Consider the following 26,470-nt stretch of genomic DNA (forward strand, 5'->3'; position numbering starts at 1 on the left):
AAGGAGGGTTCCGCTATCCTGCCCTGGAGTGCCTCATCAAGACAAACGCCCGCACACTTTCGTGTGCGGGCGTTGCTGTTTTCAGGCTGCCGCCCGCGTAGAGCGGTACGACATGAAGCATGCCTCGATCAGCTTTCGACCACGTCCAGATAGTCTTCCGGACGGGTACGGTCTTCGGCGCGCTGCATGCCGACCGCGCGCACCAGCAGGCTCACCACCACCGACACCACCAGATTCACGATCAGCGACCACACCGCGGCGTAGCCCGGAATCGCCATGCCGAACAGGTGGATCGTGAAGATCGAGCCGGCCAGCTTCAGCGAAATCGCCATCCACGTGCCGGTTGCGATACCGACCGCCCAGCCCGCCAGCAAGCCCCGATAGTCGAGCACGCGCGTGTACAGACCGAGCACGATGGCCGGCAACGTCTGGATGATCCAGATACCGCCGAGCAGTTGCAACTGGATCGCGTACGTGAGCGGCAGGCCGAGAATGAACGCCACCGCGCCGACCTTGACGATCAGCGAGACCAGCTTCGCGACATTGGTCTCCTGCTCATGCGTCATGTTGCGGTTGACGAACTCCTTGTGGATGTTGCGCGTGTACAGGTTCGCCGCCGCAATCGACATGATCGCCGCCGGCACCAGCGCGCCGATGCCGATCGCCGCGAACGCCACGCCCACGAACCACGACGGGAAGTAATGCAGGAACAGCGCCGGCACCGCGAAGTTCGGACCGAACGCCTTGAAGTAAGGCGCGAACTCAGGCATGTCCTTCACGCCCGAAGCCAACGCCATGAAGCCGAGCAGCGCGAGCAGGCCGAGCACCAGCGAGTAAGCCGGCAGCATCGCCATATTGCGGCGGATCGTGTTACCCGACTTCGACGACAGCACCGCCGTGATTGAGTGCGGGTACAGGAACAGCGCGAGCGCCGAACCCACCGCGAGCGTCGCGTACGCGCTGTAACCGTTCAGACTCGAGACGTCCGGCGCCTTCAGCAGCAGCTTGGCCGGCGGCACCACGCTGAAGATATGACCGAAGCCGCCCAGTTGCGGCGGAATCACGATGATCGCGGCGAAGATCGTGATGTAGATCAGCACGTCCTTGACCACCGCGATCATGGCCGGCGCGCGTAGACCCGAGGTATACGTGTAGGCCGCCAGGATCGCAAACGCGATGATCAGCGGCAGATCGCCGACAAAGCCCTTGGTGTCGAAACCGAGCGCGCCGATCACCACTTCGATACCGACCAGTTGCAACGCGATATACGGCATGGTCGCGACGATGCCGGTCACGGCGATCGCCAGAGCGAGCATGCGGCTGCCATAACGCGCCGACACGAAGTCCGCCGACGTCACATAGCCCTGACGTTTGGCGATGCTCCACAGTTTCGGGAACACCACGAACGCGAACGGATAGATCAGGATCGTGTAAGGCAGCGCGAAGAAACCCGTTGCGCCCGCACCGAACACCAGCGCCGGCACGGCGATGAAGGTGTACGCGGTGTACAGGTCGCCGCCCAGCAGGAACCACGTAACGATGGTGCCGAAGCGCCGGCCGCCGAGGCCCCACTCTTCCAGATGCGCCAGATCGCCGCGCCGCCAGTGGGCCGCGATAAAGCCGAGAATCGTGACGCCGATGAAAAACAGAACGAAGACGAAAGTTGCGATGGCGTTCATTATCGTGCGCCCCCCTGCGGACGGCCGCTGGAGCGCGTCTTGGTCTTGAAGTACACGAGCGCCGTGATGATTGCGCTGATCAGCACCCACAGGAGCTGATACCAGTAGAAGAACGGAAAGTCGAACAGCACCGGTTCGACCTTGTTATATGACGGCACCCAGATCATCGCGATCCAGGGCAACAGCAGCAACCAGAGCCAGTGCTTGCTGGCTTTGTTCGCGTCGGCGTCGTGAGCCATGACGTCTCCTCTTCCCTATTATTGAAATGTTGGCCCGTGTTTGACGGGTGGTGGATCCCGCTGCGAGGGGTGGCCCCGCGAATGCCCACGGGTGCCCCGAAAGCTTCGAAAGAGTATAGGAGCGGCGAGAGCGCGGTCAAGCAGGGGCGACCCCAGCACGATCGCGCTTTCGAGGTCGGCGCGAAGGTGTTTCTGCAAGAGGAGTGAAAGCGCTGCGGCGAGGCGCATCAAGCCGTGCCGCTTGGGTCTGACAGGCCGGCCCGCATCGCGAGGAAGAGGACCGGCCGTTCAATGCGCGATGGATGAGGGCCGCGAACGTCGCGTGGACGCAACGGCGCGCGGCGCACCGGCTGCGACACTTGGCCCATGCACTGCTTTGGATCGGACCGGCTTGCGCGGCCCGAGCGCATGGGTCGTTGCAATCAGATCGAGAACGCGGCGCCGTTTTGCCCGGTCGATTCCTGCAGGCCCTTGATCCATTTGCGCGCAGGCAGGCCGAGTTCCGCTTCGATCAGCCTGGCGCGCGCCTGCAGCGCCGCGAACGGCACCTCGAGCGCCGGGCCCGAAAACGCGATCGCGATGCGGTTGCCGTCGTGCACTTCCGGCAGCGCGACCACGCGGCCGTCGAAGGCTTCGTTCAGACGCTTCATGTTGCGCACGAAGCTCGGGTGATCGCCGAACAGGTTCACCGTCACCACGCCCGCGTCGGTCAGGCACGCACGCACCGCGCGATAGAAGCCGACGCTGTCGAGCACCGGACCGCGCGCCGTTGCGTCGTAGACATCGATCTGCAACGCGCCGATCGTGCCGTGGTTGGCGCGGTCGTTGACGAAATCCCATGCGTCGGCTTCGTGCACGGTCAGACGGGCGTCGTCGTGCGGCAGCTCGAACATCGTGCGCGCGGCCACGACGACCGCCGGGTTCACCTCCACCGCCTCGACCTTCGCGCGTTTCAGGAAGCGATGCGCGAACTTGGTCAGCGCCGCGGCGCCCAGACCGAGCTGGACGATGCGCTTGGGCGTTTCGATAAACAGCAGCCAGGCCATCATCTGCTGCGCGTATTCGAGTTCGATGTGATCCGGCTTACGCAGACGCATCGCGCCTTGCACCCACTCCGTGCCGAAATGCAGAAAGCGCACGCCGCCCTCTTCGGAGAACGTCACCGGCGCGAATCGCGGTTTGCGCGGCGCTTCGATTTGCGGCGCGTCGTGCAGATCGTCGTCGTGCGAAACGCGCGTTTTGTTGCGCGCGGCGTTCTGCGATTTCTGCGGTTTCTGCGTTTTCTGTTTTCCACCGGCGGCGTCAGCGTCGCGGTTGCGGAAGGCACGCGCTTCAGCCGAAGCGCGCCTGATCAATTTCGTCATGTAAGGATGTCGCGCCAAAGACGCAATTTCTGGTCGAACGAGAGCATAGCATTCGCCGGACTCGACGAAGGCAATACGAGGGTGGCATAGCCCGCCTCGGCGATCACCGGCGCAAAGCGGCCCGCCGTCTTGCCGTTGAAGCAGACTTTGGCGAGCTTCGGCGCGTGCGCGCGCAACGAAGCGAAATCATTCGGACTGGCGTTGCGGATCGCGGCGTCGAGACTGCCTTCGCGCGTGCAGGCGGCGAGCACGTCCCACACGCCGATGCCGTGCGCGAGCAGGCGGCGCAAACGCTCCTCGTAAGTGAGTTCGGTGAGCGGCTCGTCGAGCACGGCACCGAGCAGGCGCCAGAACTGGTTACGAGGATGCGCGTAGTACTGCGTCGCGGCGAGCGACGCCTCGCCGGGAAAACTGCCGAGAATCAGCGTATGCGTATCCGCGGCGGCGACCGGAGGAAAACCGCGCAGCATCAGCGGCTCCCTTCGTCGGACGCGCGCATCGCGGGATGCGCGCGCGATGCGGTGTGCTCGAGCGGACGGCCGTGTTCGCGCACCCGCGGATGCGCGAGCCACCCGTCCGATCGGCTCGCGCCGGACAAGGTCGCCAGATGCGTCCATAACGCGGGCAACATGCATTCGGTGACCATCAACGGCGCGCCATGGCGCTCGAATACCGAGCGGCGCGCGACCAACGCGTGCGGCGGCAACCCTTCAATTTCACGCGCGGCCAGACGATAAAGCGGATGCCGCGCGGTCAACCTGCGGCTCACCAGCGACGAACGCGCCACGCTGCTATCGCTATACAGCAACTCAGCCAGCGGCCGCGTGCGCAGACGCCGCATGGCCTGCCAAACACCGGCGCTGGCGGCGAGCGGCGCAACGCTATGCGCGGCGACAAACGGTATGCCGTCGACCGACAGCGCGACTTCCCGAACCCAGACCGGCGCACGCGACACGAGGCCGAGCGCGGCACGCTCGTCGGCCCACGGCAGCGCGACGCCTTCGTGCGTGACGCGTACCGCGACGGTACCGAGCGCACGCAGATGCGCAGTCAGTGAACCGCCACGGGTCAGCCAGTCTTTCTGGGCGGCGCTGAAGCCGGGAAGGGGCGCGACGCGCCAGTGGGCGTCTGCGGCATCGAAACGGATGGACATGGTGTCGGATTATACGGCGCGGCTGTCGGACCATTCGCCAACACCCAGGCCTTGCCCTTCAGCAGATTTCATCCATTACGACAAAGGTAGCGAAGCGCTCTCACCGGCGTGTCGATTTCAGATAGTTCCGATTCTCCCCGACTTGCGTCGCGCGATAAAACCTCCGTGCTTTGCAAAGCCGGCCGCCCGCAATCGAACGGCGCGCCACATGAACGCACAACCAAGGAAAAGACACGAAGATGAAGAATATTCTGAGCACAACCGCATGCGCGATCTCGGTCCTGCTGGTGACAGGCTGCGCGGCGCAACTGAACCGCGACACGGAGACGTCGTTGAACAAGGCTGTCGGTATCGAGGTGGCGCCGGTCGCCGGCGGTGTCGCGGTCAAGCTGCCCGAAACCGCCCTGTTCGATTTCAACAAATCCGACGTGCGCGGCGACGCGGCCGCGGTCGTCGATCGTTCGGCCGTGCTGCTCAAGCGCAGCAAGAAACCGATTGTGGTCGAGGGCTACACCGACAATGTCGGCACGCTCGAATACAACCAGCAACTGTCCGAAGCGCGCGCGACCGCGGTGGGTTATGCGCTCGTGGCGCGCGGCATCGCAATGGACCGCATTCGCACGAAGGGCAACGCGTACAACAACCCGGTAGCGACCAACGATACCCCGGAAGGCCGCGCGCTGAACCGCCGTACCGAGATCGTCGTGCGTGGCGAGACGATGGATACCTTGATGGGCAAGAAGTAAGCGAAGCTATTTCGCGGCCATCTTCAACTGAAAAACCGGGCGCTGTCAGACCGCCCGGTTTTCAGTCAGCGACAAAATCGCGCAATGCTTGCGCCACCTCGTCAAGCACCGTATCCCAACGCCCCAACTCGCGCTGCCTGAACAGTCGCGCGGACGGATACCACGGACTATCGTCGCGCGCCGTCAGCCACCGCCAGTCGGTGAACGTGGGCACCAGCACCCAGACAGGCGTGCCGCAGGCGCCGGCCAGATGAGCAACCGCCGTGTCCACCGTAATCACCAGATCGAGCGACTGCACGATCGCCAGCGTGTCGGCAAACGTGCCGATTTCCGGCCCGAGTCTGTGCATGCTGCTATCCGCACGCGACGCCACGGCGTCGTTCTGCGTCTCGCCCTTTTGCAGCGCGAACCATTGCACGCCGGTCTGCTGCAAAACCGGCAGCCATTGGCGCAACGGAATCGACCGATAACGGTCGAGCTCGTACGCCGGATTGCCGGCCCAGACAATGCCGACGCGTTTTCCGGGCGGATCGCGCGCATCGGCTGCACCGATTGAGTCGAGCCGGGCCAGCCAGCGTTGCACCTGCGCCGGTTCCGCTCGCAGATAAGACGTCGCGAGCGGCAACATCGGCAGCTCCAGCTTCATGGACTCCGGCATGCTCAGCATGCGGCACCAGTAGTCGTACGGTCCGGGCGGCGCGCTCGTCCACGCGGCACGCACGCCGGCCGCGCTTCGCGCCACTTCGCCGAGCGGAGCCTCGACCCAGACATCGACCTGTGCGCCGCGCCGATGCAACCAGTCGGCCATACGCAAGAACTGCAATTGATCGCCCAGCCCCTGCTCGCCGACCAGCAGAAAGCGGCGGCCCGTTACCCGCTCGCCTTGCCATTCTGGGTAAGCGGGGCGAACCAGATCGTGATTTTCCGGCAGGGCTTCACGCCATCGATATTGCTTCCAGCCGTTTTCGTAGTCGCCCGCGCGCAGTTGCGCGGCTGCGAGGTTGAATTGCATCAGCGGATGATCGGGCAGCCGCCGCGCGGCTTCGACGGCATGCGCGTGCATGGCCGGGAAGTCGCCCAGCATGTTGAACGCATACGACGCGTTGTGGTGCAGCCAGCCATTGAGAGGATCGACCGCGAGCGCTGCACTGGCGACGCCGATCGCGTCCCTGAAACGCTCTGCCTCGTTCAATGCAAAGGCCAACTGTTGCAACGCGGACGCATCTGAGGCGAAGCGAATGCGCAGGTCAGCGAGCATGCTGTCGATCCCCGCGCCGCGCTGCGCCTTCGACAACGCCGCGATCATTTCAAGCGCGTCCGGCAGATGCGTCGACTCGAGCGACCACGCGCGCAGCCAGTAGTCCGCTGCGTCCTGATAGCGTTCCAGCTCGGTACTGATTCGCGCGAGCGAGCGAACGGCATGATGTAAGGTCGGTTCGAGTTCAAGCGCTTCGAGATAATGTCCGCGTGCTTCGACGAGACGCTTCGAAAGCTTCAGGCAATCGCCCAGATTGCGATGCAGGCTCGCGGTGCCGCCACTCAAAGCCATCGCGCGATGGTAGAACGCTTCGGCCGCCATTAACTCGCCGCCCAGCGCGGCGATCAAGCCGCGATGCTCCCAGATGTCCGCGCGCTCAGGTGCGACGTTCAATGCCTGATCGAAATACAGGCGCGAACGGTCGAGCCGATCGACGCGAAACAAGGCGAGGCCAAGGCGATGGAGCGCGTGCGCATTGTGCGGCTGCGCCGCGAGAACGCGTTCGTAGTCGGCAATCGCCATGTCATGACGCCCTGCCGCGAAGCAGGCGTCGGCGTGCGCGGTGATTGCACCGATATCGTTGGAGACGCTGGTGGGGAGAAAGAAATCGGGTTCGTACATCGACGTGGATCAGTTGCGTGTGTGACTCAAGCTGGCGTGGATTGCGCCGTTCGGGCCGTCCGGTTCGCCGCCATCAGCGTCTTCAGACGCGCGGCGGCCCGCTCGACCACCGGCGCCCATTGCGCAGGCTGCGGCTGCCGGAACAACTCGACCGAGTCATACCAGGGCTGCGCCTCGTCGTTGCCCCACGACCAATGCGAGACGTGATCGAGCATCGCCAGCACGCGATGCCCTAATGCGCCGCCGAGATGCAAGGGCGCGCTGTCGATCGTCACCAGCGCGTCCAGCGCGGTGAGATGCGCCGCCACGTCGTCGAAGCCGTCTATGTAATCGCCGGTCAGATCGCACAGGCGATATCCCTGCGCGGCGAGCGCCGTCACATCGGCGTGACGTCCGGGCGTGAGCGGATGGAAGACGACATCCGGAAGCGCCAGCAGCGGCGTCAGCGCCGCAAGCGGAATCGACCGCATGGCGTCGCGCCGATGCGTCGGGCTGCCCGACCAGACGAGACCGACGTGCCACGTCGCGTCGGGTGCGTGCGCGCTGATCCGTTCGCGCCAGGCCGCCGCCTTCGTTGTATCGGCCTGCAGGTAGGGCGCGCCGCGAACCTGCTCCGGTTCGAGACCGAGCACGAGCGGCAGGCTCATGAGCGGCAATGCGTAATCCGGTGCGCCGAGCGGGCCCTCTTCGATCGACACGCAATTCGCGTAGCAACGCGCGAACAGCGGTTGCAGCGCGCGACGCACGGCCAGCACCAGCCGTCCGCCTTCGTCACGCACGCGTGCCGCCAGTTGCGGAACGAAGCGCACCATCTGGATGTCGTCGCCGTTGCCCTGCTCGCTGTGCACGACCAGGGTCTTGCCGGCGAGCGCTTCGCCATGCCAACGCGGGCACAAGCGCGTCATGACGCTGACGACATTGTTCTGTTCGCGGTCTTCGCGCGCAAGACGCGCCTCGAAACGCGGCCACGCGCTCGACCAATCGCCGCGCCGCAGTTCCAGGTCCGCAAGATCGACCGCTGCCTGCACCGCAGACGGATCGATTGCGAGCGCCGCGCGCAGCGCCGCCTCGCTGTCCTCGTAGCGCGCCTGCTCGTTCAGATACATGCCGATGGCCGCCAGCACGTCCGCATTGCCGGGCGCGACGGCGTCCACGGCGCGCATGGTGGTCTCCGCTGCCGCAGCGTCGTTGCACTGCCATTGCGCGTGACTGAGCTGCCACGCCATCTCCGCATCGGCGGGATTGCGCGCAAGACATTCGCGGCAGATACGCTCGACCATCGGCCAATCGCGAATCTCGCGCAACGCCAGCACGAGTTGCAAGGGCAACGCCGGATCGATCGCGGGGTCGAGCGCATACGCCCGCAACAACGCCGCACGACGCTCGTCCCGCGCGCTCGTCTCCGGCAGCGCCGCCAACGCGATCGACAACCACCACGGCGCGCGCGCGTCCTGCTGTGCGCGACGCTCATAGGCACGCAAGATTCGCGCGGCCGCCGAGTGCGCGCCGCAGGTGGACATCAGCCAGGCGACCCAGTCGATCGTCGTCTCGACCGGCTGCGCGGCCACCGCTCGCTCGCTGTTTCGCTGCGCGGCGGCGCCATAGCCGAGCGCGTCGGCGAACAACGCGACCCGCCCATGGCGCGCTCCGTTAGCGCACGCCTGCGCCTGCGACGCGCTGTGATACGCCTCTTCGAAACGCCCCGCGCTCGCGCACAGGTCGGCGTGCAACTGCGCCGTCGAGCCTGCCACGGCCATTTCGACTGCGTGCCGCGCGGCGGCATCGAAACCTTGCTCGCGCAGGATAGACCACAGGAGATGAACGGAATCGAGAGGGACTGCCAGAGCGGAATCGGACATGGGATTTCAGTGTGTTGTGGTTGGCATGCGAAGGCGTAATCACAAAAATAGGACTTGGTGCTTTCAATGCTTAAAGACTGGAAATAACCCTTCAAGTCTCCGAACGAAAATCGCGCGAGCATAAGACAAAACCGCGCTTTTACATCTCATAAACCAATCTCGATTTAATTCCATTGATTGTGTTTAGTTAGTTAACCATAATTAATTCAAGTCGACTATGAGTAGACGCCGTAAGTCGATCCGATCGATCAACTACAACATGGAGCAAGCTTTGAATACTGGAAAATCGAAGGAAACATCCGACAGCATTGCTCATCTCGCTGCGGTCGTTTTACGGCGCGCGGGCGTCGCGCAACTGGAGAAAGAACTGGCGGGCTCAGCGCTGGCTCAACATCACACGTCGAAACAGACCAGCAGGGCTATCGGCAGTCTTGCTGCGAAAGTATTGGCCGATCACACTTCATGTCACGAGGCCAAGGAATTGGCCGGTAGCGTGCTCTCGCAAGTACGTCATCTCGAGGGGCCGGCGCCCGCGCGTTGAACGCTCGCCCTGAAGCGGCGGAGGCGGAGCCAACCTCGCTTCGCCAACTCACGTCCAGTCACACGCCGTGGGCAAAAAAAATGCGCTGCCGAAGCAGCGCATTTTTCAACCTCAAGCGTCAGAACGACGCCGCGGCATCAAACTCGACCCACGCTCAATTCGCGCGCGCCAGCAGCAGCGCATTGGTGCGCTTCACGAAGCTCGCCGGATCGTCCAGCGCGCCACCTTCGGCGAGCAATGCCTGATCGAACAGCAGATGGCACCAGTCGTCGAAGTTCGCGCTGTCCGCGTGCAGGCCCTTCACCAGCGCGTGCTCCGGATTCACTTCGAGAATCGGATGGAACGACGGCGCCGTCTGACCCGCGGCCTTGAGCATGCGCTGCAGATAGCCGCTCATTTCACCGTCGTCGGCAACGAGGCAAGACGGCGAATCGGTCAGGCGGAACGTGAGACGCACGTCCTTGGCCTTGTCCTTCAGCGCTTCCTTCATCTTCTCGACGAGCGGCTTGAACTCTTCGCCGACCTTTTCCTGTGCCTGTTTTTCTTCGTCGTTCAACGCGCCCAGATCGAGATCGCCGCGCGCCACGCTTTGCAGCGGCTTGCCTTCGAATTCGTTCAGGAACGACAGAATCCACTCGTCCACGCGATCGGTCAGCAGCAGCACTTCCACGCCCTTCTTGCGGAACACTTCGAGGTGCGGGCTGTGGGTCGCGGCCTGCCAGGTGTCGGCAGTCACATAGTAAATCTTGGTCTGCTCGGGCTTCATGCGCGCCACGTAGTCGGCCAGCGACACGGTCTGCTCCGGCGTCTCCGTATGCGTCGACGCGAAGCGCACGAGTTTCGCGATCCGCTCGCGGTTGGCAAAGTCTTCGCCGATGCCTTCCTTCAGCACCTGGCCGAATTCCTTCCAGAAGCCGGCGTACTTTTCCTTGTCGGCCTCGTTATCCGAATTGGCCAGCTCTTCGAGCATGGACAGCGAACGCTTGGTTACGCCTTCGCGGATCGCCTTCACGTCGCGGCTTTCCTGCAGGATTTCGCGCGACACGTTCAGCGGCAGATCCGCCGAATCGACCACGCCCTTTACGAAGCGCAGATACGCGGGCAGCAGTTGCTCGGCGTCGTCCATGATGAACACACGCTTCACGTACAGCTTCAGGCCGCCGCGATAATCGCGATTGAACATGTCGAACGGCGCGTGGGTCGGCACGTACAGCAATTGCGTGTACTCGCTGCGGCCTTCCACGCGGTTATGCGTCCACGTGAGCGGATCCTGATGGTCGTGCGAGAGGTGCTGATAGAACTGCTTGTACTGCTCGTCGGTGATCTCGTTCTTCGAGCGCGTCCACAGCGCGCTGGCCTGATTGACGGTCTCGTCCTCGTCCTTCGTGACCATCTCGCTCTTTTCCGCGTCCCACTCTTCCTTCTGCATCAGGATCGGCAGCGCAACGTGGTCGGAGTACTTCTGGATGATCGATTTCAGACGATGCGACGACAGCAGCTCATCTTCATCCGCACGCAGATGCAGCGTGATGGTCGTGCCGCGCGCAGCACGCTCGATCTGCTCGACCGCGAAATCGCCTTCGCCCGCGCTTTCCCAGCGCACGCCTTCCGAGGCCGGCAAACCGGCGCGGCGCGTTTCGACCGTGATCTTGTCCGCGACGATGAAGCCCGAATAGAAGCCCACGCCGAACTGGCCGATCAGCGCCGCATCTTTCTGCTGGTCGCCGGAGAGCTTGCCGAAGAATTCCTTGGTGCCCGAGCGGGCGATCGTGCCGAGGTTGGCGATCGCCTCGTCGCGGCTCATGCCGATGCCGTTGTCGTCGAGCGTGATGGTGCGCGCGGCCTTGTCGTACGACACGCGAATCCGCAGGTTCGGATCGTTTTCGTACAGCGCACTGTTTTCGATTGCTTCGAAGCGCAGCTTGTCGGCCGCGTCGGAGGCGTTCGAAATCAGCTCGCGCAGGAAAATTTCCTTGTTGCTGTACAGCGAATGGATCATCAGGTGCAGAAGCTGTTTCACTTCTGCCTGAAAGCTCATGGTTTCTTGTGCCATGGTCGGACTTCCTCTCTGTTGCGAATGGGGGTTCAAGTCGGGCGTGGCGCCGTGCGTTGCGGTTCGCCGGCGACCTCGGCCTGCCGTCGGCCTGCTGTCTGCAGGCCGCTGGGCCGGCACTAGGCCGATGTGTCGGCCGCTGGATGCGCGGCCCGCCGGATTGTCCGCGTAATTGGGGGCAAGCCGGCGCGGTTTCAAGAGGCGCGCCGCGCCACGCTGTCGAGATAACGGCACAAAAAAGTGGCCAGTTCCGGATCGCCGCAGTTGGAAATATTGAAGCGCATCCAGGTGGTCGACGACTGTTGCGGGGAAAACAGACTGCCGGGCGTCAGCAGAAAGCCGGCTTCGTGACCGGCGGCCGCCAGCGCGTCGGCGTCGACGCCCGTGTCGGCCCACAGAAACATCCCGGCCATGGGCGTCAGGAACAGCTTCAGGCCGGTCTTCTCCAGCATCCGCACGGACTTTTCGCGCACGCCGTCGAGCCGCACGCGTAGCCGTTCGACATGCCGCCGATAATGGCCTTCGGTCAAAATCTTGTACAGCACACGCTCGTTCAGTTCCGGGCTCGTCATGCCGACCAGCATTTTCTGGTCGCTGACCGCGGTCGCCACTTCGGGCGCGCAGGCAATGAAACCGACGCGCAGATTCGGCGCGAGCGTCTTCGAGAAGCTGCCGAGATAGATCACGCGTTTCAACTGGTCGAGACTCGCGAGGCGCGTGCCCGGATAGCTCGGCGGACACAGATCGCCGTAAATATCATCCTCGACGACGATGAAATCGTACGCTTCGGCAAGGCGCAGAATGCGAAACGCCTGGGCCGCCGTGAGCGACGTGCCGGTCGGGTTCTGCAACACCGAATTGATCACCAGCATTTTCGGCCGCCAGGTTTGCACCAGCGACTCGAGCGCGTCGAGATCCGGGCCGTCCGGCGTGTATGGCATGCCCACCAGTCGCGCGCCCTGCGACGCGAAACGCCCGAACATCTGAAACCACGCCGGATCGCCGACGATCACCGCATCGCCCGGCTTCACGTAAATGCGCGAGATCAGGTCGATGGCCTGCGTGATGCCGGACACCATCACGATCTGATCCGGCGACGCGCCGATCTCCAGTTCCTCGAGCCGCGTCTGCAACTGCTGGCGCAGCGGCAGAAAACCCTGCGGCGTGCCGATGCCGAGCATCTGCGCCCCGCTCTGCCGGCCGAGCGTGCGCAGCGCGTTGGTGATCAGGTCGCCGTCGAGCCAGCGCGCCGGCAGATAACCCAGCCCAGGACTGCGCTCCGGCCGCGCGCCGGTGTGCAGCATGTTGCGCAGCAGCCAGACCACATCGATCGTGGCCGGCGCCGGCGCCGCGGCGTGCGGATGAATCTCGGCCGCAGCGCTGGCCGCGCCGCCCAGCCGCTCGCGCACGTAAAACCCGGAGCCGCGCCGCGACTCCAGAAAACCCTGCGCCACGAGCCGTTCGTACGCCTCCACCACGGTGAAGCGCGACACGCCCTTGTCGAGCGCCAGCTTGCGGATCGACGGCATGCGCATGCCGGGGCGGAACACGCGCTCCTCGATGCGGCGGCGCGCCCACTGGACGAGTTGCTCGACGAGCGTGAGCGACGCGGTGTCGTGCGGGGTGGGAATCTGGGCAAGCGGGACGGACATGACGGGCTCCAACTGTACCGAACAGTATCGAATTGATTGTACCGTTACTGTGCCGGTCGGCGTCGCTACATTTGAGACAAGTAAAGGATGGGATGGCGGCACAGCGGGTTTTACGACGCCGCCTACGCTCTCCGGCAAAACCCTGCCAAACACCATCCGCATGGCCCGCCGATCCGGCAAACGGTTATGCTAACGGCCCCGGCAGCGTTGCCGCGACACCCGGCCCGCCCCGGTTTACCGCAGAAAACCGTTTTCCCCGCTCCGTCATGACTGCTCATCCGCTCCGCGTCGATCACCTCGTCATTTCCGCCCGCACCCTCGACGAAGGCACGCAGTACGTCGCCGATACGCTCGGCGTCGCCCCGTCCGGCGGCGGCTCGCATCCGCTGATGCGCACGCATAACCGCCTGCTGAACCTGTGGGGCGGCGTGTATCTGGAAGTGATCGCGATCGATCCGCAAGCCGTGTCCCAAGACAACGCGCCGACCGACGGCAGCGCGCCGCGCCCCCGACTGTTCGCGCTCGACGACCCGGCAACACACGCGCGGCTCGAAAACGGGCCGTATCTGTCGCATTGGGTTGCCCGGGTGGAGCGGCCGCAACACCTGCCGACGTGGCAAGCGCAGTATCCGCAGCGCATTGCTCCAGTCGTGCCGCTGACGCGCGGCGATTTCACGTGGGGCCTCACCGTGCCGGACGACGGCGCGTTTCCCGCCTGGCAAGGCATCGGCGACGGCGTGCTGCCCTCGCTGATTCAGTGGGACACGACGAGGCATCCGTCGACGTCCTTGCCGGAAACCGGGATTTCGCTGCAAGCCTTGAAAGGCCTGCATCCGCAAGCCGATGCGGTGGCGGCGCAACTGCGCTGGCTCGGCGCGACGCATCTGATCGCGCTGGAGCCCACGGAAGGCGCGCCGGCGCTCATCGCCGAATTTGAAACGCCCGACGGTCTACGGACCCTTAAATAAGCAGCGCGCGCGGGTCGCCGACTCGCGCGATAATCGAAGTTTTGACCGGTTCCAGTACCAGCAGAGGAGACCATGGACCAAAGCGACTTGAAAGCCCCCACGTGGCAGTTGTCCGAACGCGCACGCAAGCTCACGAGCTCGGCGATTCGCGAGATTCTGAAGGTCACGGAGCGGCCCGAAGTCATTTCGTTCGCGGGCGGCCTGCCCTCGCCGGCTACCTTTCCGGCCGAACGCATGCGCGCCGCGTCGGACCGCATTTTGCGCGACGAACCCGCCGCGGCGCTGCAATACAGCGCAACCGAAGGTTTCCTGCCGCTGCGTGAATGGATCGCGAAGCGCTACTCGGTGAACGGCGCGCAGATCCGTCCGACTCAGGTGCTGATCACGACCGGCTCGCAGCAGGCGCTCGACCTGCTCGGCAAGGTGCTGGTGTGCCCGGGCAGCCCGGTGCTGGTCGAAACGCCGACCTACCTCGGCGCGCTGCAATCGTTCTCCATGTACGAGCCGCGTTACGTGCAAGTGCCGACCGACGAACATGGCCTCGTTCCCGAAGGCCTCACGCCCGAGCTAACCGCCGGCGCGCGCCTGCTCTACGCGCAACCCAATTTCCAGAATCCCACGGGCCGCCGTCTGCCGGTCGAGCGCCGCCGCGCGCTCGCCGAGTTCGCGAAGACCGCGCCGTTCCCGGTGATCGAAGACGATCCGTACGGCGCGCTCGACTACGCCGGCGAACCGCTGCCCACCATGCTGTCGATGGCGCCGGACCACATCGTCCATCTCGGTTCGTTCTCGAAGGTGCTGGCGCCGGGCCTGCGGGTCGGCTACATCATCGCGCCCGAAGAGTTGATTTTCAAACTCGTGCAAGCCAAGCAAGCGACCGATCTGCACACGCCGAGCTTCACGCAGCGCATCGTGTACGAAGTGATCAAGGACGGCTTCCTCGACACGCACGTGCCGACCATTCGCGAACTGTATCGTGATCAATGCGCGGCGATGCTGGCTTCGCTCGAACGCTACATGCCGGAAGGCGTGAGCTGGAATCGCCCGGAAGGCGGCATGTTCGTGTGGGTGAATCTGCCCGCGCAGATCGACAGCATGAAGCTGCTGGAAGAAGCGGTCGCGCAGAACGTCGCGTTCGTGCCGGGCGGTCCGTTCTTCGCGAACGAACCGCAGCACAACACGCTGCGCCTGTCGTTCGTGACGGTGCCGCCGGCAAAAATCGACGAAGGCGTGTCGCGTCTCGGCGCGCTGATCCGCGCGAAGCTCTGAACGCCGCCGCGCGCTGAGGGCGTTTTTCATGCGCGCCGCTTGCATGATTTTCGCCCGGCCCGCATCCACCGAATTCCACTACTGACCAAGGACACACCATGGCTCAAACGAATGTGTACGACAAGCTCAAGGAACTGGGCATCGAACTGCCGACCGCCGGCGCGCCGGCTGCCGCGTATGTGATGAGCGCGCAAAGCGGCAACACGGTGTATCTCTCCGGACATATCGCCAAGAAGGACGGCAAGGTGTGGACCGGCAAGCTCGGCGCCACGCTCACCACCGAGGAAGGCAAGGCCGCCGCTCGCTCGATCGCCATCGACCTGCTCGCCACGCTGCACGCACATGTCGGCGATCTGAACCGCGTCACGCGCATCGTCAAGCTGATGAGTCTCGTCAACTCGACGCTCGAATTCACCGAACAGCATCTGGTCACCAACGGCGCGTCCGAACTGGTCGCGGACGTGTTCGGCGAACGCGGCAAGCATGCGCGCTCGGCATTCGGCGTCGCGCAGATTCCGCTCGGCGCGTGCGTCGAGATCGAGATGATCGCCGAAGTCGAGTAATGCGGTAACGCAGTAACGCCGTCGGAGCCGCCGGCCGTCCGGCGCAGCGAGACAGCAACGCGTCGCGAGGTGTCAGCCACCCGCGGCGCGTTTTGCATTTGTGAGAGGTGGATCGTTACGTCGTCAACGGATAGAATCCGCCAATCCTATCCATTCGTTTGATTCGCTGGACTGCGCCCGATGCCCGCCCACACTGTCCGTTTCAAACAAGTCGACGTGTTCACGTCGGTGCCGTTCAAAGGCAATCCGCTTGCCGTCGTGTTCGATGCCGACGCACTCGATACGACTCAGATGCAGGCCATCGCTCACTGGACCAATCTGTCCGAAACGACGTTCCTGGTAAAGCCAACCGACCCGGCCGCCGACTATCGTGTGCGCATCTTCAGTACGCGCGGTGAAATGCCGTTCGCGGGTCACCCGACGCTCGGCACCGCGCACGCGTTGCTCGAAAGCGGTTATCAGCCGAAGCAGGCCGGCAAGCTCGTGCAGCAATGCGGCGTGGGACTCGTCGAACTCGAGGCGCTGCCGGGATCGGACGGCGCGTGGGCCTTCGCCGCGCCGCCCGCGCGCGTCACGCCGCTTGCCGAGGATCGCTACGCGGCACTGTCTACGGCTTTACGTAGCAATGCAATCGATTTCAGCGCGCCGCCCTGCGCGGTCGACAATGGTGCGCCGTGGCTCGTGGTTCGCGTCAAATCGGCGCGCGAATGCCTCGCGTTAGCACCCGATGCGGGCGCGCTCGCCGACATTGCGCATTCGGTGGGTACGCACGGCCTCGCTGTGTACGGTCCGCACGAGGCTAACGGGCCGGCGACCTTCGAGGTGCGCTGCCTGATGGCCGGTGGCGGTTTCGGCGTCGGGGAAGACCCGGTGACAGGCAGCGCCAATGCCGCGCTTGCAGGCCTGCTGAGCGCCCAGCAGTTGCGCCCGGGCACGCACTATTCAGCCCGTCAAGGCACCGCCCTTGGCCGGGCCGGCCAGGTCTCGGTGCACTACGACGACGCGCGCGGGAAGACATGGATTGGCGGCTCGTCGGTGACGATTGTCGACGGCACGTTTCGCCTGCCCTGACCGGCACGCCCCTTGCCTTGCTTATGCGCCGGGCACGCAACAGGAAGCGGCATAGGGTTCGCCCCGCCTGGCCGCGCCTGACCACAAAACGCCGCATCGTTTGCACTATTAAATGCACCTCGCATCGGGAGAGGCCTGTTAAAGGCCTGGCACACCTGAATGCTGGCGCGCCTCGCCGCCGAATCCCGATGAAATATCCGAATATGACCGCGATGCGGCGGCCTCGAGAGCGGTTGCACAGGATGCCAAATTCGTCGCAACGGGCATCTGGCCGCGCCCTCGTATACCCGATGCCGGGCCTCTTCCTTAATCCAGTGGCATTAAGTAATATCAAGACGTACCCGATGACCTGCGGATGGTCAGGCACGGCGCCACGCTTATTTCTTCTGCGCAGCAGTTCCGGCACCTTGGTCACCATGCAGCCACCCATGAATTCAGCGCAGTCGACGCTCGCTCGTTTGCAACCGGCCGGCACCCAGGCACGGGCCGCCCGATGAGCCAATCCCGCTTCTCCGACCAGCGCGATGCCAAAGCCCGCCGCGACCCCGCAGTGTCGCGCCGGCGTGCGTTGCTCGCCATTCCCGCGCTCGGCGTATTGGTCCTGATCCTGCTTTGGACCGTGATCTTCGCGCGCCTGTCGGTCGAGAAAGAAGCCACGTATCGCGAGGCCATGGCCTCTGCTGCAATACTCTCCGCGGCGCTGGAGCAGCACACGGTCAAGGCGATTCACCAGGTCGATCAGATCACCCGCTTCGTCAAATTCGAGTTCGAGAAAACGCCGAATCATTTCGATCTGGCGAGCACGGTGGAAAAAGGCGTCGTGCAAAGCGAGACGCTGGTGCAGGTGTCCTTGATCGACGAACACGGCACGCTGATCGCCAACACGGCGGAACTCAACCCCAAGCGCATCGACCTGTCCGACCGCGAACACTTCAAGGTCCACGAACACGAGAACGACGACCAGTTGTTTATCAGCAAGCCCGTACTTGGCCGTGTGTCCGGCCACTGGACCCTGCAGATGACGCGGCGTCTGAATCATCCGGACGGCTCGTTCGCGGGCGTGGTGGTGGTCTCGGAAGATCCCAGCTACTTCACCACCGACTTCTACAACAACGCGGCGATCGGCCGTGAAGGTGTGATCGCGGTGATCTCGGACAACGGCACCGTGCTCGCGCGGCGCACCGGCAGCACTGAAACCGCCAACGGCGTGTTCTCGGCGAGCGGCTCGTATCCGAACTCGGAACATGTGTCGGGCACCTACGTCGATTCGATCGACAACGTCACGCGCATCGTGTCGTACCGGCATATCGACGGTTATCCGCTCGGCGTGCTGGTGGGTCTCTCGCAAGCCGAGGAATTCGCCGACTACAACCACACGCGCAACGTCTATCTGATGATGGCGGGTTTCATCTCGTTCGCCATGCTGAGTTTCTTCGCCGTGGCCACCGGCCTGATCGGCAAGCTGCTCGGCCGCGAGCGCGAGATGACGCATCTGGTCGAATACGATCTGCTCACCGGCTTGCGTAATCGCTACGCGACGTTGCAGACACTGCGTCACGACGTGGCGCAGCAGACCAACCTCGGCCGCCTCGCGATTCTCTTTATCGACCTCGACAACTTCAAGACCGTCAACGACACGCTCGGCCACAATGCCGGCGACATCGTGCTGCAAATGACGGCCTCGCGGCTCGCCGCCGCGGTTGGCGAAGGCGGCGCGCTGAGCCGCATCGGCGGCGACGAGTTCGTCGTCGTGATCAAGGGCGACGACGTCGAGAAGCGTGCCGTTGCGCTTGCCGAAGCCGCGGCCGAGGCGTTCGCCAAGCCGTTCGACGTGCGCGGCAGTTCGTTCGTGCTGCATGCGAGCATCGGCATCGCGCTCTACTCGGTCGCCAACGAAAGCGAGATCGACCTGCTGAAAAAAGCCGACCTCGCCATGTACAGCGCGAAAGACGCGGGCAAGAACTGCTATCAGTTCTATTCGCCGCAGCTGTCGCATCGCGCGGATCATTTGATGAAGTGGGAACAGCAATTGCGCGTGGCGCTCGCCGAAGGGCAACTGTTCCTCGCCTATCAGCCGAAGATCGATCTGACGCGCCGCTGCATTACCGGCTTCGAGGCATTGGTGCGCTGGAATCATCCGCAACACGGTTTGATTCCGGCCAACGAGTTCATTCCGGTTGCGGAATCGACCGGCCTGATCGTGCCGATCGGCGACTTCGTGATCGAGACCGCCTGCCGGCAACTCGCGCTGTGGCAGCAACAGGGCTACGACACGCTGTCGCTCGCGGTGAACATTTCGGCGGTGCAATTCTGGCGCGGCGACCTGTACGAAACGATCTCGCACGCCATTGAAGAGAGCGGCATCTCCGCGCGCCGCCTCGAACTCGAAATCACCGAAACGGCGATGATGGAATACCCCGAACTGGTCTCCGAGAAAATCTTCGCGTTGAAGCGCCTCGGCGTGCGCATCGCGCTCGACGATTTCGGCACCGGCTATTCGTCGCTGTCCTATCTGAACCGCTTCTCGGTGGACACGCTGAAGGTGGACCGTTCGTTCATCCAGGCAATTCCGGGCGACCGCAGCGTCTGCGTGATGGTCACCGCGATCGTCAATCTGGCGCGTTCGCTCGGCCTCACAGTGGTGGTCGAAGGCACGGAGACCGAAGAGCAGATTGCGTGGCTCGCCGCGCTCGGTCATATCGAGGCGCAGGGCTTCCTGTTCTCGCGTCCCGTGCCGGTGGACGCGATTGCGGCGCTGCTGGACCGCTTCGGCGTGTGCGGCATGACGGGCCGCCGCATCGCGCACGAAGCCGATAGCACCAGCAGCGTATCCAGCACCAACACCTGAGCGCGGCGCCCGTTGCGCGTCGTCGCGGGTCATCACCCGCAGCGCCGCAAAACCGGCTACATTCTCGCTGTACCGCGTCACAGCGCGATGCCGCCCGCCGGCCGCGTCGGACCACTCAACGATGATCTCAAAGGACTAGCGCCCGCGTACCGGGCGCTCTTGGCGCCATGCAGACGATCACGAGCCACGATGCTGCCAGACGAGGCGAACGGGAACCGCTATGGACGCTGTTCCGGGTCGTGTTCGGCCTGTCCGCGTTGTCATGGGGCGGCCTCGCGCTCATGGCGCAACTTGAAAACCATTATGTCGAACGCGAAGGACGCCTCTCACGTATCGCCTTCTCCGATCTGATCGCGCTCGCCTGGATGGTCCCCGGCCCGGTGGGCTGCAACGTCGCCGTGCAACTCGGACATGCGCTGCGCGGACGCGCCGGCGCCTGGGTCGCGGGCATTGCCGGCGTCCTGCCCTTCTTCATGCTGATGACGCTGTTCGCGATCTTCTACCGCACGCCGTTCGTGCGCGCCGCCGCCTCGCAAACCTTGCTCGCTCACTTCAGCGTCGTGCTGGCCACACTGATCGCGATCACCTGGTACAAACAGACGCGTGCGCTCGTGCGCGGCAAGCTCGAATGGGGCGCGGCGGTGCTGGGATGCATCGCGCTGTTCTATGCGCGCAGTCCGGCCGCTTATGTCGTCATGCTCGGGGCGGCCTTCGGCACCGGCTGGTTCGTGAGCCCGGTGCGCAATGCGCGCGTCGTCGTGTCGTTCGCACGCGGCGACTGGCAGATGCTGAGCGCTCTGTCCATCTTCCTTGCGTTGTTCGCGATGCCGTTGCCGCATCGCTATGAGCTGGCGCTATTGTGGCCGCGGCTGGCGGGCGCCGGCATGACGTTGTTCGGCGGCGGCTTCTCGGCGCTGCCGGTGCTCAAGACGCTGTTCGTCACGCCGGCGATCGGCGTCTCCGATAACGACTTCACGCTGGCGTTTTCGCTGTCGCCGCTCTCGCCCGGACCGCTGTTGAACGTGGTGCCGTTCTTCGGCTATCTGGTGGATGGCTGGGTGGGCGCGCTGATTGCCACGCTCGCGCTGTTCGTGCCGTCGGGGTGCCTCGTCGTGCTGGCGCAGCGGCATCTGCATCAGTTGAAGGCCAATCCGCGCTTCGAGCATGGCATGCGGATTCTGCGCGCGGTCACCACCGCATTTCTCGCGGTGGCCGTGCTACGCATTGCCGCGCATGTGCCGTTCAAACCGATCTATCTGTTGACCGCACTGTTCTCCGCCATGTGCTTCGCCAAGCTGAAGGTGCCGGTGTACCTGGTGTACGGGACGGTAGCGGTGGTGTGCGGGCTGTGGCTCGCGTATGGCTCGCTGATCTAGACGCCTTAAAACCCGCGCGACAGCACCGCAACGCCAATCGTCACCACGCCGAGCACGATATTGATCAGCACCAGACGGCGGATCGTGCCGACGGCGCGTGCGCCATCCGGCCATTTTTGCGCCTGCACCGCGCGGCGGATGCGCGGGAATACGGCAAAGCGGATATGCCCGAAGATCAGCATCATCACGATGCCGAGGCCGGCCATGGCATGCAGCGGCCAGGTGGCATGGCCGCCGCCGAATTGCATGAGCAGGAAGCCGCCGGTGAGGAGAATCACCAGCACCGAGGCCGCGACCCAATTGAAGAAGCGGCCGAACACCGATTCCCACAACGGCAAGCGTAATTGCGGCGAGAGATCGGCAATGGCCGGGCGCAGACAGAAATGCGCGAACACCATCCCACCTACCCACACGGCAACCGCGAGCAAATGGAGAAAGAGCGCGAGTTCGATAGCCTTGTTCATGTTGTTTTCCTCTCCCGACGACGCCACGCCGCTTATAACGAGTGCTATGAGCAAGCGGCTATTGAGCGCATTCGACCACGTGCAATGCACGCAGTTCCATGACGCCCGTGGCTTTCGCGCCGTTTTTGTAGTTGTTATCGCAGCATGTCGACCGTAATGGCCATGCTGCTCCCCGGTTTTGTACTCTCACTACGCACGAACTACGCACGACAAGCGTCTCGAATGCTAGCAGACGCTTGCCATGTTCCAACGTCAATCTTCGTTAAGCGGCCAGCACCGGACGCATACCTTCGAGCTTCATCTTGCTCTCAGGCGCGCGGCCCTTGCGCGCTCGTTTGCCGATATGCGGCGCGAGCGCGGCGCCACTCACCTTCTCTTCATCGACACGGCCGCCGCGGCGCGTGCCGATCAACACGACGCCCGCGTGGTTGATAGAGAGCGCCTGTACCAGCGTTTCCTTGTCGTCGAGCGCCATCAGCGTGACGCCGCGGCCGCCGCCCGAGAGCGTCTTCATCTCGTCGAGGCCGAACACCAGCAAACGTCCGCCAGAGGAGAGACACGCAATGTGCGTCGCGTCCGGCAGCATCGGCATTGGCGCGAGCGGCACGGCGCCGGCGTCGATCGTCATGAACGACTTGCCGGCCTTAACGCGGCTCACCATGTCGCCGACCTTCGCGACGAAGCCGAAGCCGTTGCTCGACGCCAGCAGCAACGCCTGATCCGCGGACGCCGCGTAGTAATGCATCAGATGGCTGCCCGACTCCAGCTCGATCAGCGACGTGACCGGCACACCGTCGCCGCGGCCACCCGGCAGCATCGCCACTGCGACCGAATAGACGCGGCCGTTGCTGCCCCACGCGACCAGCGTGTCCGGCGTGCGGCACTGGAACGCCGCATAGAGCCCGTCGCCGGCCTTGAACGTGAAGCCCGCGACGTCGAGTCCGTGACCCTTCAACGCGCGCACCCAACCCTTCTGCGACACCACGACCGTCACCGGCTCGTCGACCACGCGCGCTTCGAACGTCGCGCGTTTTTCCTGCTGGATCAGCGTGCGGCGCTCGTCGCCGTACTGCTTGGCGTCGCCTTCGATTTCCTTGATGAGCAGACGCTTCATCGCCGATTCGCTGCCGAGCAATTCTTCGAGCTTGGCCTTCTCGTCCTTCAGTTCGGCGAGTTCCTTCTCGATCTTGATCTTCTCAAGCCGCGCCAACTGACGCAGCCGGATTTCAAGGATGTCCTCGGCTTGGCGATCGGACAAACCGAACGCGGCCATTAACGCGACCTTCGGTTCATCGGATTCGCGAATGATGCGGATGACTTCATCGATATTCAAAAAGACGATCATCCGGCCTTCGAGAATATGAATCCGGTCGTCGACCTTGCTCAAACGATGCCGCGTGCGGCGCGTCACCGTGGCGAAGCGGAACGCGATCCACTCGTGCAGGATTTCGCTCAAGCCCTTCTGACGCGGACGGCCGTCGCCGCCGACCATGACCATATTGAGCGACGCATTCGATTCAAGGCTCGTATGCGCAAGCAGCGTGTTGACGAAATCGGTTTGATCGATGCGGCTCGACTTCGGCTCGAACACGAGACGCACCGGCGCGTCGCGGCCCGATTCGTCGCGCACGGCATCGAGCAGCGCCAGCATGGTCTGCTTGGTTTGCAGTTGTTCGGGCGTGAGCGCTTTCTTGCCGAGCTTGATCTTCGGGTTGGTCTGCTCTTCGATTTCTTCGAGCACCTTCTGCGCGGCCGTGTTCGGCGGCAATTCGGTGATCACCAGTTGCCACTGACCACGCGCGAGTTCCTCGATCTTCCAGCGCGCCCGCACCTTCAAACTGCCCCGGCCGCTTTCGTACGCGGCGGAAATCTCGGCGTCGCTCGAAATGATTTGCGCGCCGCCCGGGAAATCCGGCCCGGCGATGTGCTGCATCAACTCCGCGTGTTCGATTTTCGGATTGCGAATCATCGCGACCGTCGCGGCCGCGACTTCGCGCAGATTGTGCGACGGAATTTCCGTGGCCAACCCGACCGCAATACCCGATGCGCCGTTCAGCAACACGAACGGCAGGCGCGCGGGCAACAGCCTCGGCTCCTCGGAAGAGCCGTCGTAGTTGGGCATGAAATCGACCGTGCCCTGGTTGATTTCATCGAGCAGCAGTTTCGCGATCGGCGTGAGGCGCGCTTCCGTGTAGCGCATGGCCGCCGCGCCGTCGCCGTCGCGCGAACCGAAATTGCCCTGGCCGTCGATCAGCGGATAGCGCATCGAGAAGTCTTGCGCAAGACGCACCAGCGCGTCGTACGCGGACTGGTCGCCGTGCGGGTGATACTTACCGAGCACGTCGCCGACCACGCGCGCCGACTTGACCGGCTTCGCGTTGTCAGACAGCCCCATGTCGTTCATCGCGAACAGGATGCGGCGCTGCACCGGCTTCTGGCCGTCGCACACATCCGGCAGCGCGCGGCCTTTGACCACGCTCACCGCATAGTCGAGATACGCGCGTTCCGCGTAATTGCCGAGCGTGAGAAAGTCGCCTTCGGGGGGCGGCGGCTCGGTGAAAAGGTCGAGAGTGTTATCGTCGTCCATCTAGATTCCGTATCCGTGTTTGGCGTGAAGTTTTCGTGCGAAGTCAGAGCGCGGGCAACAGTGCCCACAAAAGCGCGCGCTCAGATATCCGCTTCCACTTCGTTGCCCTTTTCTTCCAGCCAGCTGCGGCGCGATGCCGCTTCGCCCTTGCCCATCAGCATCGTCATGCGCGCGACCGTGGCATCGTAGTCGAGTGCGCCGAGCGCCACCGGGCTCAAGCGCCGCGTGTCGGGGTTCATCGTGGTGTCCCACAACTGTTCCGCGCTCATTTCGCCGAGGCCCTTGAAGCGGCTGATCGACCACTGCGTGTCGCGCACGCCGTCCTTGCGCAGCTTGTCGAGAATCGCTTCGAGTTCGCCTTCGTCGAGCGCATACAGCTTCTGCGCCGGCTTCTTGCCGCGCGCGGGCGCGTCGACCCGGAACAGCGGCGGGCGCGCCACACACACATGTCCGCGTTCGATCAGTTGCGGGAAATGCTTGAAGAACAGCGTGAGCAGCAGAACCTGAATGTGCGAGCCGTCGACGTCAGCGTCCGACAGAATGCAGATCTTGCCGTAGCGCAGGTTCGACAGATCGACCTTGTCGTCCGGGCTGTGCGGATCGACGCCGATCGCCACCGAGATGTCGTGCACCTCATTATTGGCGAACAGCCGGTCGCGTTCGGTTTCCCACGTGTTCAGCACCTTGCCGCGCAGCGGCAGAATGGCCTGGTATTCCTTGTCGCGGCCCATCTTCGCAGATCCGCCCGCCGAGTCACCTTCGACGAGGAACAGTTCGTTGCGGCCGATTTCCGTCGATTCGCAATCGGTCAGCTTGCCCGGCAACACCGCGACGCCCGAGCTCTTGCGCTTCTCGACCTTCTGCCCGGCACGCGTGCGCGCCTGCGCCTGCTTGATGACGAGGTCGGCGAGTTTCTTGCCGAGCTCGACGTGCTGATTCAGCCACAATTCCAGCGCCGGCCGCGCGAACGACGACACCAGCTTGACCGCGTCGCGGCTGTTCAGGCGTTCCTTGATCTGCCCTTGGAATTGCGGATCGAGCACTTTCGCCGACAGCACGAACGACACGCGCGCGAACACGTCTTCCGCCAAAAGTTTGACGCCCTTCGGCTGCAGGTTATGCAGTTCGACGAAGCTCTTCACCGCCTGATACAGACCGTCGCGCAAGCCGGATTCGTGCGTGCCGCCCGCGGGCGTGGGAATCAGGTTCACGTACGACTCGCGCATGAGCGTGCCTTCCTCGCTCCATGCGACGACCCATGCGGCGCCCTCGCCTTCGGCGAACGTCTCTTCGCTCGCGCGCGAGTTTTCGGCATAACGCTCGCCCTCGAACAGCGGAATCAGCAGATCGCTGCCGTTCATGCCTTCGAGCAGATAGCCGCGCAGACCGTCTTCGTATTTCCAGGTTTGCTGTTCGCCGGTTTTCTCGTTGATCAGCGTGACTTCAACGCCCGGCAACAGCACCGCCTTCGAGCGCAGCAGACGTTGCAGTTCGCCGAGCGGCAGGTTCGGCGAATCGAAGTACTTGGGATTGGCCCACGCGGTGACGCGTGTGCCGGATTTCTTGTCGCCCTTCGTGGCGGGCCGCACTTCGAGTTCCTTGGCGACGTCGCCGTTGGCGAAACTCAATTCGGCGATCTTGCCGTCGCGCCATACGGTGACGTCGAGGCGCGTGGACAGCGCGTTGGTGACGGACACGCCGACGCCGTGCAAGCCGCCCGAGAACGTGTACGCGCCGCCGGCGGCTTTATCGAACTTGCCGCCCGCGTGCAGGCGCGTGAACACGATTTCCACGACCGGCACGCCTTCTTCCGGATGCAGACCGAACGGAATGCCGCGGCCGTCGTCTTCGACGGAGACCGAATGGTCCGCGTGCAGCGTCACGGTGATTTGCCGGCCGTGGCCGCCGAGGGCCTCGTCCGATGCGTTGTCGATGACTTCCTGAATGATGTGCAGCGGATTCTCGGTGCGGGTATACATCCCGGGCCGTTGCTTGACCGGCTCCAGGCCCTTCAACACCTTGATCGACGCTTCGCTATACGCGGCGTTTGGCTTTTTCGTAGACATGGTTGACTCGGATGCGTCGGTTCATCGTTGTCCACAGGTCCTGTTCAGAAAGCTGTGGACAATGCGTTGAGTTTTCAAAAAAAGCGAAACGAA

20 protein-coding genes are annotated in these 26,470 nt (G+C 63.8%); 8 read left to right on the forward strand and 12 right to left on the reverse strand.

What is annotated here, in order from left to right; genetic code table 11:
- Window positions 1-128: 128 nt before the first annotated feature.
- The 5 genes from B0G82_RS00855 to B0G82_RS00875 form a co-directional block, all read right to left on the reverse strand.
- Window positions 129-1,679 carry a sodium:solute symporter family protein gene (locus B0G82_RS00855; protein ID WP_121306369.1) on the reverse strand — a complete coding sequence of 517 codons (1,551 nt, stop codon included), beginning with the start codon at window positions 1,677-1,679 and terminating at the stop codon, window positions 129-131.
- On the reverse strand, window positions 1,679-1,918 hold the full coding sequence (locus B0G82_RS00860) for a DUF3311 domain-containing protein (protein WP_106280205.1): 240 nt from the start codon (window positions 1,916-1,918) through the stop codon (window positions 1,679-1,681). The genes B0G82_RS00855 and B0G82_RS00860 overlap by 1 nt, the downstream gene beginning before the upstream one ends.
- 422 nt (window positions 1,919-2,340) lie before the next feature.
- Entirely contained in the window at window positions 2,341-3,282 is a 942-nt protein-coding gene (locus B0G82_RS00865; RefSeq protein ID WP_121306370.1) for a spermidine synthase, read from the reverse strand.
- Window positions 3,279-3,752, reverse strand: a complete 474-nt coding sequence (locus B0G82_RS00870; RefSeq protein ID WP_121306371.1) for a DNA-deoxyinosine glycosylase — start codon at window positions 3,750-3,752, stop codon at window positions 3,279-3,281. The genes B0G82_RS00865 and B0G82_RS00870 overlap by 4 nt, the downstream gene beginning before the upstream one ends.
- Window positions 3,752-4,435: a chorismate lyase gene (locus B0G82_RS00875; RefSeq protein WP_121306372.1), complete on the reverse strand. Its 684-nt coding sequence runs from the start codon at window positions 4,433-4,435 to the stop codon at window positions 3,752-3,754. Before B0G82_RS00875 ends, B0G82_RS00870 begins: the two co-directional genes overlap by 1 nt.
- Window positions 4,436-4,674: 239 nt before the next feature.
- Here B0G82_RS00875 and B0G82_RS00880 point away from each other — a divergent pair, with 239 nt between their 5' ends.
- On the forward strand, window positions 4,675-5,181 hold the full coding sequence (locus B0G82_RS00880; protein ID WP_121306373.1) for an OmpA family protein: 507 nt from the start codon (window positions 4,675-4,677) through the stop codon (window positions 5,179-5,181).
- A gap of 61 nt (window positions 5,182-5,242) precedes the next feature.
- On the opposite strand, the gene B0G82_RS00885 is transcribed toward B0G82_RS00880, so the two are convergent.
- Both B0G82_RS00885 and B0G82_RS00890 read right to left on the reverse strand, forming a co-directional pair.
- A complete protein-coding gene (locus B0G82_RS00885) occupies window positions 5,243-7,060 on the reverse strand; it encodes a tetratricopeptide repeat protein (RefSeq protein ID WP_121306374.1) in 1,818 nt (605 codons plus the stop codon).
- A 26-nt stretch (window positions 7,061-7,086) separates the two neighbouring features.
- Window positions 7,087-8,919, reverse strand: a complete 1,833-nt coding sequence (locus tag B0G82_RS00890; RefSeq protein WP_121306375.1) for a hypothetical protein — start codon at window positions 8,917-8,919, stop codon at window positions 7,087-7,089.
- A 259-nt stretch (window positions 8,920-9,178) separates the two neighbouring features.
- Here B0G82_RS00890 and B0G82_RS00895 point away from each other — a divergent pair, with 259 nt between their 5' ends.
- Window positions 9,179-9,460 carry a hypothetical protein gene (locus tag B0G82_RS00895; protein WP_116119356.1) on the forward strand — a complete coding sequence of 94 codons (282 nt, stop codon included), beginning with the start codon at window positions 9,179-9,181 and terminating at the stop codon, window positions 9,458-9,460.
- Between the two features lie 154 nt (window positions 9,461-9,614).
- Here B0G82_RS00895 and htpG read toward each other — a convergent pair whose 3' ends face one another.
- Both htpG and B0G82_RS00905 read right to left on the reverse strand, forming a co-directional pair.
- Window positions 9,615-11,513: a molecular chaperone HtpG gene (gene htpG / locus B0G82_RS00900; RefSeq protein WP_116142523.1), complete on the reverse strand. Its 1,899-nt coding sequence runs from the start codon at window positions 11,511-11,513 to the stop codon at window positions 9,615-9,617.
- Window positions 11,514-11,707: 194 nt separating this feature from the next.
- Window positions 11,708-13,165: a PLP-dependent aminotransferase family protein gene (locus tag B0G82_RS00905; RefSeq protein WP_121306376.1), complete on the reverse strand. Its 1,458-nt coding sequence runs from the start codon at window positions 13,163-13,165 to the stop codon at window positions 11,708-11,710.
- 266 nt (window positions 13,166-13,431) lie between these two features.
- On the opposite strand from B0G82_RS00905, the gene B0G82_RS00910 reads away from it, so the two are divergent.
- The 6 genes from B0G82_RS00910 to B0G82_RS00935 all read left to right on the forward strand — a co-directional run bounded on the left by B0G82_RS00910 (window position 13,432) and on the right by B0G82_RS00935 (window position 21,260).
- Window positions 13,432-14,133 carry a VOC family protein gene (locus B0G82_RS00910; RefSeq protein ID WP_121306377.1) on the forward strand — a complete coding sequence of 234 codons (702 nt, stop codon included), beginning with the start codon at window positions 13,432-13,434 and terminating at the stop codon, window positions 14,131-14,133.
- A gap of 72 nt (window positions 14,134-14,205) precedes the next feature.
- Complete coding sequence (locus B0G82_RS00915) at window positions 14,206-15,402, forward strand: PLP-dependent aminotransferase family protein (RefSeq protein WP_116142526.1); 1,197 nt, start codon at window positions 14,206-14,208, stop codon at window positions 15,400-15,402.
- Between the two features lie 98 nt (window positions 15,403-15,500).
- Entirely contained in the window at window positions 15,501-15,965 is a 465-nt protein-coding gene (locus tag B0G82_RS00920; RefSeq protein WP_012432248.1) for a RidA family protein, read from the forward strand.
- A 180-nt stretch (window positions 15,966-16,145) separates the two neighbouring features.
- Window positions 16,146-17,036 (forward strand): PhzF family phenazine biosynthesis protein, encoded by an 891-nt coding sequence (locus B0G82_RS00925; protein ID WP_121306378.1) that lies wholly within the window; start codon window positions 16,146-16,148, stop codon window positions 17,034-17,036.
- A gap of 493 nt (window positions 17,037-17,529) precedes the next feature.
- Entirely contained in the window at window positions 17,530-19,884 is a 2,355-nt protein-coding gene (locus B0G82_RS00930) for an EAL domain-containing protein (RefSeq protein ID WP_106280181.1), read from the forward strand.
- Window positions 19,885-20,051: 167 nt separating this feature from the next.
- Window positions 20,052-21,260 carry a chromate transporter gene (locus B0G82_RS00935; RefSeq protein WP_121306379.1) on the forward strand — a complete coding sequence of 403 codons (1,209 nt, stop codon included), beginning with the start codon at window positions 20,052-20,054 and terminating at the stop codon, window positions 21,258-21,260.
- 5 nt (window positions 21,261-21,265) lie between these two features.
- On the opposite strand, the gene B0G82_RS00940 is transcribed toward B0G82_RS00935, so the two are convergent.
- The 3 genes from B0G82_RS00940 to B0G82_RS00950 all read right to left on the reverse strand — a co-directional run bounded on the left by B0G82_RS00940 (window position 21,266) and on the right by B0G82_RS00950 (window position 26,377).
- The gene (locus tag B0G82_RS00940) at window positions 21,266-21,724 is read right to left on the reverse strand and encodes a CopD family protein (protein ID WP_012432243.1); all 459 of its coding nucleotides are present in this window, start codon (window positions 21,722-21,724) and stop codon (window positions 21,266-21,268) included.
- Window positions 21,725-21,986: 262 nt separating this feature from the next.
- Entirely contained in the window at window positions 21,987-24,311 is a 2,325-nt protein-coding gene (gene parC / locus B0G82_RS00945) for a DNA topoisomerase IV subunit A (RefSeq protein WP_121306380.1), read from the reverse strand.
- A gap of 80 nt (window positions 24,312-24,391) precedes the next feature.
- Window positions 24,392-26,377 carry a DNA topoisomerase IV subunit B gene (locus B0G82_RS00950; RefSeq protein WP_116142530.1) on the reverse strand — a complete coding sequence of 662 codons (1,986 nt, stop codon included), beginning with the start codon at window positions 26,375-26,377 and terminating at the stop codon, window positions 24,392-24,394.
- Window positions 26,378-26,470 lie beyond the last annotated feature (93 nt).

It is taken from the genome of Paraburkholderia sp. BL17N1, from assembly GCF_003634175.1.
Taxonomy (GTDB): domain Bacteria; phylum Pseudomonadota; class Gammaproteobacteria; order Burkholderiales; family Burkholderiaceae; genus Paraburkholderia.

Coding starts and splice junctions, on each gene's coding strand:
- B0G82_RS00855 (WP_121306369.1), bottom strand. CDS start 1,679: ATGAACGCCATCGCAACTTTCGTCTTCGTTCTGTTTTTCATCGGCGTC.
- B0G82_RS00860 (WP_106280205.1), bottom strand. CDS start 1,918: ATGGCTCACGACGCCGACGCGAACAAAGCCAGCAAGCACTGGCTCTGG.
- B0G82_RS00865 (WP_121306370.1), bottom strand. CDS start 3,282: ATGACGAAATTGATCAGGCGCGCTTCGGCTGAAGCGCGTGCCTTCCGC.
- B0G82_RS00870 (WP_121306371.1), bottom strand. CDS start 3,752: ATGCTGCGCGGTTTTCCTCCGGTCGCCGCCGCGGATACGCATACGCTG.
- B0G82_RS00875 (WP_121306372.1), bottom strand. CDS start 4,435: ATGTCCATCCGTTTCGATGCCGCAGACGCCCACTGGCGCGTCGCGCCC.
- B0G82_RS00880 (WP_121306373.1), top strand. CDS start 4,675: ATGAAGAATATTCTGAGCACAACCGCATGCGCGATCTCGGTCCTGCTG.
- B0G82_RS00885 (WP_121306374.1), bottom strand. CDS start 7,060: ATGTACGAACCCGATTTCTTTCTCCCCACCAGCGTCTCCAACGATATC.
- B0G82_RS00890 (WP_121306375.1), bottom strand. CDS start 8,919: ATGTCCGATTCCGCTCTGGCAGTCCCTCTCGATTCCGTTCATCTCCTG.
- B0G82_RS00895 (WP_116119356.1), top strand. CDS start 9,179: ATGGAGCAAGCTTTGAATACTGGAAAATCGAAGGAAACATCCGACAGC.
- htpG (WP_116142523.1), bottom strand. CDS start 11,513: ATGGCACAAGAAACCATGAGCTTTCAGGCAGAAGTGAAACAGCTTCTG.
- B0G82_RS00905 (WP_121306376.1), bottom strand. CDS start 13,165: ATGTCCGTCCCGCTTGCCCAGATTCCCACCCCGCACGACACCGCGTCG.
- B0G82_RS00910 (WP_121306377.1), top strand. CDS start 13,432: ATGACTGCTCATCCGCTCCGCGTCGATCACCTCGTCATTTCCGCCCGC.
- B0G82_RS00915 (WP_116142526.1), top strand. CDS start 14,206: ATGGACCAAAGCGACTTGAAAGCCCCCACGTGGCAGTTGTCCGAACGC.
- B0G82_RS00920 (WP_012432248.1), top strand. CDS start 15,501: ATGGCTCAAACGAATGTGTACGACAAGCTCAAGGAACTGGGCATCGAA.
- B0G82_RS00925 (WP_121306378.1), top strand. CDS start 16,146: ATGCCCGCCCACACTGTCCGTTTCAAACAAGTCGACGTGTTCACGTCG.
- B0G82_RS00930 (WP_106280181.1), top strand. CDS start 17,530: ATGAGCCAATCCCGCTTCTCCGACCAGCGCGATGCCAAAGCCCGCCGC.
- B0G82_RS00935 (WP_121306379.1), top strand. CDS start 20,052: ATGCAGACGATCACGAGCCACGATGCTGCCAGACGAGGCGAACGGGAA.
- B0G82_RS00940 (WP_012432243.1), bottom strand. CDS start 21,724: ATGAACAAGGCTATCGAACTCGCGCTCTTTCTCCATTTGCTCGCGGTT.
- parC (WP_121306380.1), bottom strand. CDS start 24,311: ATGGACGACGATAACACTCTCGACCTTTTCACCGAGCCGCCGCCCCCC.
- B0G82_RS00950 (WP_116142530.1), bottom strand. CDS start 26,377: ATGTCTACGAAAAAGCCAAACGCCGCGTATAGCGAAGCGTCGATCAAG.